The sequence below is a fragment of the Pseudoprevotella muciniphila genome (genome assembly GCF_003265305.2).
In the GTDB taxonomy this organism is placed as follows: Bacteria; Bacteroidota; Bacteroidia; order Bacteroidales; family Bacteroidaceae; genus Alloprevotella; species Alloprevotella muciniphila.
Genome location: NZ_CP033459.1, coordinates 2,290,593 through 2,303,250 on the forward strand (window position 1 = coordinate 2,290,593; position 12,658 = coordinate 2,303,250).

At 45.9% G+C, this 12,658-nt stretch carries 7 protein-coding genes; 1 reads left to right on the forward strand and 6 read right to left on the reverse strand.

Features of this window, described 5'->3' with window-relative positions; translation table 11 throughout:
- The first annotated feature begins 125 nt into the window (after positions 1–125).
- The gene (locus C7Y71_RS09190) at positions 126–2,342 is read left to right on the forward strand and encodes a beta-N-acetylhexosaminidase family protein (protein ID WP_111898141.1); all 2,217 of its coding nucleotides are present in this window, start codon (positions 126–128) and stop codon (positions 2,340–2,342) included.
- Between the two features lie 1,059 nt (positions 2,343–3,401).
- Here the strand turns inward: C7Y71_RS09190 and C7Y71_RS11890 are convergent.
- From C7Y71_RS11890 to murD, 6 genes are all read right to left on the reverse strand, one after another.
- Complete coding sequence (locus C7Y71_RS11890; RefSeq protein WP_193215897.1) at positions 3,402–3,578, reverse strand: hypothetical protein; 177 nt, start codon at positions 3,576–3,578, stop codon at positions 3,402–3,404.
- Positions 3,575–6,577 carry a leucine-rich repeat domain-containing protein gene (locus C7Y71_RS09195; protein ID WP_146739388.1) on the reverse strand — a complete coding sequence of 1,001 codons (3,003 nt, stop codon included), beginning with the start codon at positions 6,575–6,577 and terminating at the stop codon, positions 3,575–3,577. Before C7Y71_RS09195 ends, C7Y71_RS11890 begins: the two co-directional genes overlap by 4 nt.
- A 1,455-nt stretch (positions 6,578–8,032) precedes the next feature.
- Positions 8,033–8,734, reverse strand: a complete 702-nt coding sequence (locus tag C7Y71_RS09200) for a hypothetical protein (protein WP_111898137.1) — start codon at positions 8,732–8,734, stop codon at positions 8,033–8,035.
- 586 nt (positions 8,735–9,320) lie between these two features.
- Positions 9,321–9,989, reverse strand: a complete 669-nt coding sequence (locus tag C7Y71_RS09205) for a peptidylprolyl isomerase (RefSeq protein ID WP_111898136.1) — start codon at positions 9,987–9,989, stop codon at positions 9,321–9,323.
- 74 nt (positions 9,990–10,063) lie between these two features.
- Positions 10,064–11,284, reverse strand: a complete 1,221-nt coding sequence (locus C7Y71_RS09210; RefSeq protein WP_111898135.1) for an FtsW/RodA/SpoVE family cell cycle protein — start codon at positions 11,282–11,284, stop codon at positions 10,064–10,066.
- A gap of 30 nt (positions 11,285–11,314) precedes the next feature.
- Entirely contained in the window at positions 11,315–12,652 is a 1,338-nt protein-coding gene (murD, locus tag C7Y71_RS09215; RefSeq protein WP_111898134.1) for a UDP-N-acetylmuramoyl-L-alanine--D-glutamate ligase, read from the reverse strand.
- Positions 12,653–12,658 lie beyond the last annotated feature (6 nt).

The following is a 12,658-nucleotide window of genomic DNA, read 5'->3' on the forward strand; positions in this document are numbered from 1 at the left end:
TATAGCGCTGTGTTCATTTTTTTTCGATATAAGCGGATTTTCATATCAGTTGCGTGCAAGGTGCATCGCAGATAAATCGTATCTTTGCATCATAGATTGAATAATAAAAAATAAAGAACCTTTCTATGAACAAAAAGTTTGCAAGTCTTGTTTTAGTCCTTTTCAGTGGTGCAACGCTATGCAGCGTGGCGCAGACCGTTGACCTGTCGCCTGTTCCGCAGAGTGTGGAGTGGGGTAGTCGTGCTTTCAGCAACCAAACGGCGTTTCGCATCAAGGGTGGTTTCAATGCCGACTATGATGCCGTGGAACTCCTCAAGCGCAAGGTGAATACGAAGAATGGCGAAGTGAAAATCATTATCGGCGAGCGTGGCGACAAATCCGTGAAGGCATACGCCGACCGCATACCTGACAGGGCTGAGGGCTATTATCTGAGCATCAGTCCGCGTCAGGTCATCATTGCCGGCAACGACGGGCGCGGCACGTTCTATGGCGTTCAGACCTTCCTGCAAATTCTCAGGCAGCCTGAGGTGATGAGTGTTGTGGTGAAGGATTATCCCACCATGCCCGACCGCGGCATCATCGAAGGTTTCTACGGCAATCCTTTCAGCCATAAGAACCGTCTCGACCTTTTCGACTTTATGGGGGCTAACAAGATGAATGTCTTTGTCTATGGTCCCAAGGACGACCCCTACCACCGCGACAAATGGCGTGAGCCCTATCCGGCAGATGAGGCGGCGCGTATGACGGAACTCGTAAAGGCAGCGCACAAGAACCATGTGCAGTTCGTGTGGGCTGTGCATCCCGGTGTGGATATCCGCTGGAACAAGGCAGACAGCATCAATATCCTCAGGAAATGCGAGAGTGTGTATCAGATGGGTGTGCGCGCCTTCTGTGTGTTCTTCGACGACATCGGCGGAGAGGGCACCAAGGCAGAGAAACAAGCCGCTTTGCTCAACTATCTCAATAAAGAATTCGTGAAGAAACACAAGGACGTTGCACCCCTCATGATGTGCCCCACACAGTACAACAAAGGCTGGAGCCACGGCTCCTATCTGAATACGCTCGGCACGCAGATGGATCCTTCGGTGCGCATCATGTGGACGGGTAATACGGTTGTGGACATGATAGAACGCAACGATATGGAATGGATAAACGCCCAGATCAACCGCAAGGCATACATCTGGCTCAACTACCCTGTTACAGACTATTGCATCGACCATCTGCTCATGGGTAAGACCTACGGCAACGGTCTGGACATCGGCGACATGGTGAGCGGTTTCTGCTCCAATCCGATGGAGTACTGCGAGGCCTCAAAGGTGAGTTTCTACAGCATAGCCGACTATGCATGGAACCCCGTGAAGTACGATGCTGCGAAGTCGTGGGAGATGTCGCTGAACTATCTTATGCCGAACGAGGAAGAGGCTTTCCGTGTGTTCTGTGAGAACAACGTTGACCTTGGTCCTACGGGGCATGGACTGCGTCGCGAAGGCGAGTCTCCGCGTTTCCGTAGTGCCCTGAAAGCCAGTACGGACGGTCTTGGCAACAAGGCTCTGCGCGAAGTGTTCAACGAGATGCGTGTATCTGCCGAGGTGCTGCAGAAAACGACTGATGCGCCGGAGATGATGGAAGAAATAGCACCTTGGGTAGAAGCCATGCGCCTTACGGCATTGCGGGGCGAGGCTGTTCTGAAAATGGATGATGCGCTTGGTGTGGGTACGCCTGAAGTCTTCATCGATGCCTATCTCGCCTATGCCGATGCCAATGGCAAACAGCGCGAGTTGCGTTCTCGCGACTTCCCGGGCAGCATCAAGGTGGCGAGCCCTGTCGTTGCCACGAATTATGTGGAGCCGTGGATGCGAACAATGGTTGCCAGTCTTATTGACCAATACAAGGAAAAATACGATTATCGCCTCGACGTGTTCCCCAAACAACTCATTCCGCAGGGCAAATACTTCATCAAGGTGGATGGTGCCTATCTTACTGACCCTGACAGCAAGCAGGGCGGCATAGCCGCCGAACTGCGAGCCGACCGCGATACCATCAACCCGCAGTCGCAGGAATGGACATTTACGCTCGACCCCAATACCAACCGCTACAAGATTGTCAACAATCAGGCAGGGCGTTATATCAATGAGTTGGGCAAGTTTGGTACCAATCCTTATAATGAGATGTGGAACACCTACGAAATAACGCTGCAAGACGGTAAGTATGCCATCCGCAACGGCGGTAATGCCGGCAACCGGTTCTGGGGAGTGAAGGACGGCAAGATTTATCAGGTGAGCACGCCACAGCCTGAGGCAGGGGCTTTCCGCTTTGAGATTGTTCCTGTCGGGGGCATGTAGAAATATATAGCAGTTATAGCAACTATAGATACAATAGACACAAAGGCCCGCCTGCAACAAAACAGGCGGGCTTTTCCTGACTTTGACAATGCGCCATCCGTGCCAACACCAACAACAAAATTTCAATTATTGCTGTCCGGTAAAAAACAGGAACAGAGAAAGAACTCTTATATAGGCATGTGAATACAAGTTGTGGCGAGTTTAAACGCGAAAGACGCAAATGAACGCGAAGGCATCATCGCTATCTTTCTGACGCTAATTTTAGCCGCAGAGCGGCGATACAGCTTAGGCAGGGGTGTAAAGAGCAAAGCGACTGAAACCCCTGTTTTTCAGTATATAAGAAACGTGAACCCCATAGGGGTGGTACAGAAAAAACAAATAATGGTACATCTGCACACAATGAATATGATGTTTTAATCTGTTGATTTCTGTATCGCCCATACAGCCAGGGGTTATTACCCCTGTCTAAGTTGTGTCGCCCATACTGGGCTCACTATGCTATTCCCTATATAACAGGGGTTCCAGTCGCTTCGCTCCCTACACCCCTGCCTATGGTTGTAACGTCCCTACAGGACTAACATGCAACAAGAAAATAATTTCTAATACCGAACTCACGTTAATTATATCTTCGCTTCGCTTGATGGATGACGCGAATGCCTACGGCGTGGGAATATCAAAAACAGTATCCGCAAGGTCTTCGCGTCTTCGCCGAGTGAAGCAATGGCTGAATTCGTGTCAAAGACAGGGCGAAAAAAGTTCGTGTAAATTCCTTCGCGTTATAAAAACCACAATGCCCATCACGTTCCAAACAAACATATATGTTATAAAAAGTAAGCCCATCATCAACGAAAAACTCAAAACAACGATGTAAACGGACTTGCAGCAGTTCTCTTAAAACACCCATGCTGTTTCATAGAACGCATGGGCATTATACTTTATCCGCTGACCCTACAGGATCTGTTTCAGTAGTTTTGCTTTAGATGCAAAAAGCCCGCCTGTTTTGATTCAGGCGGGCTTTTCGGATTATATAGTTTTGTTTTATGAAAGGTTCCTTTCTGATTAGTCCCAATAACCAAAGCGATTATTAGTCTCTTCATCTTCTTCCAGCCAATCAGCATCAAGTTCCTTCTTGCGTGAGAAGAAGTCGCCTGTGTCAACACTGAAATTCATCAATGGTTCGCCCGGAAGTATAGGAATGATACGCATTGACGGACGTTGATATACACGTTTTTTCATCGGATAACCTCCTTTCTGCCGTTATGGATATATACACCTTTTTCTGTGGGACGACCTGTCAGGCGCACGCCGTTGATGGTGTACCAACCTTCATTCTTTTTAGCAGAGGCGGCGGTGCGGATGCCTGTAGTTGTGTTCTCGTCGATGTCGTTGGTGAACGAGAAGAGCAGACCCGGGCTGCTGTTGTTTACGCCAGCTTTTTCAAGTTCTTCAATTGGAATGAACGCGCGGTGTGCCGGAATCACAGTACGGCTGGAGGGCCAGAAACCGATGCGTGACTGAGCGGTGTAACCCGAATCGTCTGAGCCGGCGGGGCGGCCACGTCCAAGGGCAAGCACACTGTATTTTGCTAGTCCAGTAGAGTCGGTGAGCACACCCTTGAAGATGTTGTTTGCAATAAGGTCGCTGCCATCTTCTGCCACACCGAGGGGCTGTACTATGCCACCATGGTTGTTGCGGTCGAAAGAGAACAGTCCTGTTTCTGTAGCACTCTTTACATATACCGGCGTATATGCAGGAACAACTACTTCTGTGGCACCTGCGCCCGGTACGAGTTTAACCAACTGCAATTGGTCTGCCACAACTTTCTCCTGGCCACCACTTGCTGTACTGTAAATTTCTTCCTTATTGATATTAATCTTCTTTGCAATATAAACCTCTGTGCCTGCCGGAACAACAGCATCGTAGTCAAGATAGATGGTGCCGGAGTAGAAGGGGCTGCCCGGGTTGGCTTCGTTTAAAGAGTGGTTGTCGGCACTCAGTGGGTTGATGTGCATCACGTATGGATAAATCTTTACAGAGATGTTTTCATTGCCACGTTCGGGGTTTTTGTAAACTGTTTCTCCGGCAAGGGTGTAGTTATGATCTCCTGAATAATAAACTGTCTTGCCAAGATTCTCGTCATCATTAGGATTCAAGATATCCAAGATATAGTAGCAATAAGAGAACGTCTTGCCGTAGAGGTCTACGTCCGCCTTTGTATCGTTTGTATTGTCATTTGTGGTTGGGTCGCCGATGTTGTAGATGGATAACCAATATTTTCCGTCGCGATAAAGCACTTCGCCATGTGCAAGATCGTAACCGCTTCCGGACCATGTGTAGAAGTAGTTGAGCGGGTCATCGTTGGGATCGCCAAAGCCTGCAGCACCATTAGGAAGTTCGATGCACACTTTGCTGTGGTCGTAAACCTTGATGTCTTGAATGTCGCGTTGGCAAGAAGCAATGACTCCGGTATGTGTCAGGTTAGAACAGTTGCTTAAGTCGAGCGAGAGAAGTGCATTGTTGTCGCACTTGAGTGCCGTAAGGGAGTCGCTGTTGAGCTTCAACACTTTCAGCCAACGACCATCTGAATTATAACCACCTTGTGCGTCGCAGAAGAGTGTCTTCAGTTTTGTACATGGGGTCATGTCCATTTCGGTAAGTTTGTTTTGTGTCAGAAGCAGTGTCTCCAATGCCGTCAGTTTTGTGAATTCGATTTGTGTCAGGTTGTTGTTGTTCGCCTTGCAAACCTGAAGGTGCTCGAGGTCATCAAAGCCTGAGATGGTGTTCAGCCCGCAGTTGTTGCAGTAGAAGTCCTCAATCAGAGGATTGTTTGTTACATCTAACGTATCAATAGGATTGTTAGAAATACGCAATTTCTTTAGTTTTTTATTTTTAGTAATATCTAAATCACTTAATTGATTACTGTAACAATATAACGTTTCTAAAGAATCATTATGAGTAACGTCTATATTCGTTAACTGATTACCACTACAATCCAAATATTTCAGAGTTACATTAGTTGCACCAGAACAATCCAAACTTGTCAGTTGGTTGTTGGCACATTCCAGTCTTACCAACGCGTTGTCTGCCACGTCGAGTGTTGTTAAGTAGTTGTTTGAACACAACAACATTTTGAGTTGAGAGTCCGCGTGGAGGTCAAGCGTTGATATGCTGCAGTTCTGACATTTCAGGATTTGAAGGTTGGGGCACTGATCAAGATGGTCAATCTCCGTAAGCAGCGGGCAGTTCTTGAAATCCATGTATATCAAGTTGTCGTATGTGCCACTATGAACAAAAGTAGTCAATTTACTGTTGTTAGGCATATAGAGCGTTTTCAGAGCAGAAAGACCTGTAAGATCAATACTTGCCAAATCAGTACGCGATGCAAACAAAGTAGTTAAACCGGTACAACCAGATAAGTTAAGGTAATCTACATGGCTATAGTCAACATCAACGTGATACAAGCCTGGATTATTTGAAAGATCTACGTGCTCAAGATTGTCCAAGTGATCAGAATCGAAACCACCTGCGTAGAATTCATAGAGATAGCAGTCGGTGGCATCTACGTAGGTCAGGTGGGGGAAGAAACGCAGCATATAGCCCAGATAGCGGTATTCGTAGTAGCGTGTCTCCGAGGCTCCTGTAAATGGGTCTGTCCATGAGTATGAACCTGTACGCTGATTGGGATTGATACCAGTCCAAGGGTGATAAGGGTTGGCGTAGTCGTATTCCCCATTTGATTTTTTAGGGTAGAGTACATGCAGAGGGATTACGCCAGAACGCAAATTGTTGCCCGAAAGATAAAGTTCTTCTAGATTCTCAAAAATCTGAATACCGGTAATCTTGGTTAATCTAGTGCCACCATTAGCAGAAAGATCCAAAACTGTTATCGCCTGTGCTTGTTCTTTGGTGATGTAAAGGTCGCGACTTTTATTCCAAGTATAACCACCTACACTTGTATTTCCATATCCTGTTGGCGTTTCATAGCCCATTGCTTTGGCTATACGGAATCTCAAAGTACCATCAGGGAAGTTGCGGGTTTGGTCGCCATCCTCACCATTGTCCTGATAGATACGGCAGTACTGCGTTCCGGAGGGAAGGGATATATATCCTCCTCCTGCTGCATCATTTTGCCAGAATTTTTTGCCGTCGGGACCGGTAGCAGTTCCGTTTGCCGTGAGCCATTCTACGGCATGTAGTTGCGTTGCTTGCAGCAAGAGTGCAAGAATTGCTAACAAAAAGTAGCATTTTCTCATAAGTTCAAAATTTTTTAAGTTTCTATTCTCAATTCGTTGCGCCAATTCTTTAGTATGTTTTGTATAAACAACCTAAGCATCAGAAATGTATGGCGCTTGTAGATGTAATCTGTGCAAAATTATTTTAATTTTTATAAATACAAATTTATCCCTGTAATTATTACATAATTTTTTCATTTTCTGTTTTTATTGCCCTTATTTTGCAATGTAGAGATTGCAAAATACCCCCCCCATCCCCCTTTTTTTTATGTTTTTTTCTGTTTGTATGCGAATATGACGTATGACGCTTGCGGGTACGACTTTTTGCTTCGTGATTTTATCACGAAGGGGATGATTATTTAAGTTCTCAACTTTCGCAAGTGATTATTTATTGTTTTATCAAGAATTTGAGAATTTGAGAATTATATATTCCGTACAATCTGCATCTTCTGTTAGTGATTTTTATCGAGTTATCAAGAATTTGAGAATTATTATTCTCTGTTCAGCGTTTTCCATCCATAATTTTTCAGATAGTATGTAGTTAGTAGTGAAATAAATTCTTTAATTCTCAAATTCTTGAAAATAAAACTATCTTTTATGTTTTTTTCTGTTTGTATGCGAATATGACGTATGACGCTTGCGGGTACGACTTTTTGCTTCGTGATGTTTTCACGAAGGGGTTGATTATTTAAGTTCTCAACTTTCGCAAGTGATTATTTATTGTTTTATCAAGAATTTGAGACGTGTTGTTGAGCGTATGCGAAAAATTTGAGAATTATATATTCCGTACAATCTGCATCTTCTGTTAGTGATTTTTATCGAGTTATCAGGAATTTTAGAATTATTATTCTCTGTTCAGCGTTTTCCATCCATAATTTTTCAGATAGTTAGTAGTTAGTAGTGAAATAAATTCTTTAATTCTCAAATTCTTGAAAATAAAACTATCTTTTATGTTTTTTTCTGTTTGTATGCGGATATGACGTATGACGCTTGCGGGTACGACTTTTTGCTTCGTGTCACGAAGGGGATGTTTTTTTAATATCTCAACTTTCGCAAGTGATTATTTATTGTTTTATCAAGAATTTGAGAATTTGAGAATTATATATTCCGTACAATCTGCATCTTCTGTTAGTGATTTTTATCGAGTTATCAGGAATTTGAGAATTATATATTCCGTACAATCTGCATCTTCTGTTAGTGATTTTTATCGAGTTATCAGGAATTTTAGAATTATATATTCCGTACAATCTGCATCTTCTGTTAGTGATTTTTATCGAGTTATCAGGAATTTTAGAATTATTATTCTCTGTTCAGCGTTTTCCATCCATAATTTTTCAGATAGTTAGTAGTTAGTAGTGAAATAAATTCTTTAGTTCTCAAATTCTTGAAAATAAAACTATCTGATATAATACATGACAACTTACGCAACTTGAATAGAGAACTGTTAACCATTGTTTTTTAAGGTGGGCTGTTGGCGAAGGTGTCCGTGGGCCTGTTGTCTTGCCATGGCATGTGTCTGTTGTTAAGGCTTTCTTTCTTTTTGATTAGTGAAGCGCTGATGGCTGTTTTCGTTAACGTATCCTCAGACGACTGACGTTTTGTCGTTTTAGTTGCAGCCGAATTACGCTTAGTAGTCTTATGTGCAGATATCAGCCCCTTCGGCACTTCAGGCATCGGGGACAGGCATATAGGCGCAAACCCCGGTAACGGTTTGTCAGGTCTCTTCTTTTTGCGGACCTTAGGCAGTTTTATGGTTTCCGGATCATCATATTTATCGTTCTTGTAATTGTCAAGTTGTGAACTACTGAAGTAATATGTGCCATCGCCTTTTGGTGAAAACAGCGGAACATATTCAACGTCAGGTGCCTCTGACATGGTTTTTTCCAGCGCGTAATCTTCCTCAGTCATCTTAGGTTCGAATGGCGGGAAGATGGTCTTGACATAGTTTGACGTGTCCCTTGCGAGGCGTATCTGTCCTCGTTTGAAGTAGATGCTGTTTTCGATAATGGCAATGGCTGCCGGATTGTCTGTGGAATATGTGGCGACATCCCAGCGGCATTCCATAACGCTGCCTTTTGTGAAATGAAACCACACAGCGGCTTTTCCGCACGGTATGCGCAACATCCATTCTGTCAGATCGGGTGCATAATAGGTTTTCATGGTTAACAGTTCTTTTTAATGATTAATTCAAGTGATTTAAGTTTTTCTTGAAGTTAACGAAATTAATGAAGTTAAAGCAGTTAACGACGTATGTTTTGTACGACAGATGGTCATTGACATCCCGCATGTCGGTATTGTCGATAACTTTGTTGACTCCGATAATTCCGAGCGTAGCGATAACTTCAGCATGCAGATTTAATTAACGGAAAATTGATAATTATTCAGGCCTGAAATATGGGGTGTTTTATAAATTAGGAGTTATTGCTTTATAGAGCACCCCTTGTTTTCCGATGCAAAGGTAGGGTGTGTAAACATAGTGACCAAATTTTTCCGTAAGTTGCGTGCACGCCTTTATATAGTGGTGTTCTGGCGATTTTTGCCGGAACTTTTATCAGTCGCCAATAACACTGTTTGTGCTTTTGCGCCTACAGCGCGCTGTTTTCGTCATGTCATTCTCCCAGGGCTTTTCCCCGGGCTATGTGCTTTCCGGGCTTTCAGCCCGTTTTGTGGATGGCAATAATAAAAAAACGGCGTCGTTAAGACGCCGTTGGTGTTTCCTATATGTAATAAGGTGTTTAAGATGGTTTTATTCTATTATTTCCGCTTTTATGATTCTGATGTCCTTAAGTGGTCTGTCGTTTTCGTCGGTTTTTGCGCGTTGTATCTTGTCGATGGTCTCCATGCCTTCCGTTACTTTTCCGAAGACGGTGTAATTGCTGTCGAGATGCGGTGCACCTCCGCGTGTGGCATAGTCGCTGAGCATGTCGGCTGTCCATTTGGGTTCGTTGAAATTGTTTTTTCTCATCCAGCGCCTGATGCCTGCTATGTCCTCGCTCATGCGCTGTGTGCCCGTTACGACATAGAACTGTGCTCCGCTGCTTCTTCGTTCAGGGTTGGCTTCGTCTCCTTCGCGTGCTGCAGCCAGCGCACCGCTGTGGTGATAGTATTTCGGGAAGATGATTTCAGCCGGCAGCGTGTAGGGCACGTCGCGGTCGCCATAGAGCATGCCTTCTTCGGCGTGTCTTGACGAAGAATCGCCTGTCTGCACCATGAACTTGTCGATGACGCGGTGGAAGATGATGCCATCATAATAGCCATCCCTGACCAGGCGCAGGAAGTTGTCGCGGTGGATGGGTGTGTCGTCGTAGAGCACCACGGTGAAGTCGCCCTTTGTGGTACGGAAGCGCACGTGGTTTGTTTGTGCGCTTGCCGTGGTTGCGAGAAGGGTCAGGGCTATCAGGATTATTTTTTTCATTTTGTTTTTTTTGCGGAGGTTCCGGATTTTCCGGGTTTTCCGGAGGTTCCGGAAGTTCCTGTTTTTTTTATGGTTTATTCTTCGATTTCTTCATCGTTTTCTTCTGATGCAATGGCCGCTTTGTTCTTTTTCTTTGTCTTTTGTGCATAGCGGCTTACGCTCAGCATCATGCCAATGTAGATCGATGTACATACGATGGATGTTCCTCCGCGGCTGATGAGCGGCAGGTTCTGTCCTGTTACAGGCAACAGTCCGACAGCCACTCCCATATTGATGAAGGCCTGGAAGACTATGAGTAGCGCCAGTCCCAGTATGAGGAATGCGGGGAAGTTTCGTTCGCATCGTCGCGCTATGATGGCTGAGCGGAAGAGCAGTATGATATATAGCAAGAGCACTATGCCTCCTCCGAGTAGTCCGAATTCTTCGATGATGATGGCATAGATGAAGTCGCTGTATGCCTGGCTGAGGAAGTCGCGCTCCACCGACTTTCCCGGTCCTTTTCCTAAAAATCCTGATGTGGCGATAGCGATTTTTGCATGTCCCACCTGTGCATGCTCCTGTAGTTGGAATTTTGCGGGGTCTTCCGGCTTACTGTCTTTTCCGAAATTCTGTACGCGTGTAGCCCATGTTTTCATACGTGGCAGCGTGTCGAAGAATTTGCTGTCTTTCGGTATGCTGACGAGTAGTATGAAAGCCACGGCTATCGTTCCAAAAATAACGCCGAGCAAAGCCAGCAGCCTCTTCATCGGGATACGTCCTACGAACATCATCATCATGACCACAGCAAAGAGTATGGCAGCGGTAGAAAAGTTCTCGCTGAAGATCAACAGGCACACAAAGCCGGTTATGACAAGTATGATCTTGAACGCGCGCGGGTCGGCACCTTCTTCTTTCTGGTTGAACGACAGGCACAGCGCCACGGAAACGACCACTATCCCCTTTGCCAGTTCGGACGGCTGGAACTGAAATCCAAAGACGTTTATCCATCTTGCTCCTTCGTTCACTTTTTCAGAAAAGAAGAGCACAAAGATTAGCATCAGGCAGATGGCAGGCAGCCCCGGTAGCGGTATGGTCTTGAAAAATCTGCACGGGATGTTGTGTATAAGGATGACCAAAAATGTTCCCAGCCCCAGATACATGGCCTGTTGCACCAATGGCATCCAGAACTTGGTCTTATATGTGAGTGTGCTTGCTGCGCTGTACACCTCAATGAGCGAGATGATGCACAGGAAAAAAAAGACAGTCCAGATGACGGGATCCCCTTTGAATATGCCTCTTGATGTTATTTTAGTCATCGTTGTATAACTCCTTTCTGATAGATATTCTTATTTTGCTCGGTTGAGCACCATTTCCTTAAACATGTTGCCGCGTTCTGCCATGTTGTTGAAGAGGTCGAAACTTGCGCAGCACGGGCTGAGTAGCACTGTGTCGCCCTGATGCGCCAGTGCCTTGCATGCCTCTACGCAGTCCTTCATGCTGTGCGTGTCGGCAATGGTGATGCCGGTGGACCTGAAGAAGTCCTTGAGTTTCGTATTGTCTGCCCCGAGGAACACGAGTGCGCGGCATTTTTCCTTTACGAGCGGCAGTATCTCATTATAGTCGTTTCCTTTGTCCTTACCGCCTATAATCAGCACGACGGGTGTGGTCATGGCATCGAGCGCATAGTAGCATGCATCTACGTTAGTGGCTTTCGAGTCGTTTATGTAGTGCACGCCGTCCACTGTGCCCACTTTCTCCAGTCTGTGCGGCACTCCCCGGAAGTCCTGCAAGCCCTCTCTGATCGTCTGCTCCGGCACTTCTGCCGCGAGTGCTGCTGCTGCCGCCGCGAGCGAGTTTCGCACGTTGTGCCTGCCTTGCAGGGCGAGTTCTGCTACGGTCATTGTGAAATCTGCGGGCGCAGTCAGTACAAAACTGCCGTTTTCCGCATATCCTGTTACGCCCTCCTTCCTTTCGTCGGCAAATGTGCATAAATGTGCCTTTTCATCATATTTTTTCAGTTCTTTCTCGATGTATTCATCGTCTTTCCAATAGATGAAATAATCGGTTGGCTGCTGGTTTCGTATGATGCGCATCTTGGCATCCACATAGCCTTGCATCTTATAGTCGTACCGGTCGAGGTGGTCGGGTGTGATATTGAGCAGCACGGCAATGTTTGCTCGGAAATCGTACATATTCTCGAGTTGGAACGACGAAATTTCGAGCACGAACCATTCCGGCGAGGTGGTGGCCACCTGCAGCGCCATGCTCCTGCCTATGTTTCCAGCCAGTCCGACGCTGAATCCTGCTTTCTGCAGGATGTGAAAGATGAGCGACGTGGTAGTGGTCTTTCCGTTGCTTCCTGTGATGCAAATCATCCTGGCATCGGTGTATCTGCCTGCAAACTCTATTTCGCTGAGAATTGGAATGCCCTTTTCAACAGCCTTCTTCACCATTGGTGCGTCGCCCGGTATGCCCGGGCTTTTCACTATTTCGTCGGCATTGAGGATGAGTTCCTCCGTGTGGTGTTTTTCTTCCCATGCCAGACTGTGCGCCGTGAGTTGCTCTTTATAGTTGTCCTTGATGCACCCCATGTCGGACACGAACACGTCGTATCCCTCTTTCTGTGCGAGGATGGCTGTTCCCACGCCGCTTTCGCCGGCTCCCAAAACTACCAGTCGTTTCATATCGTT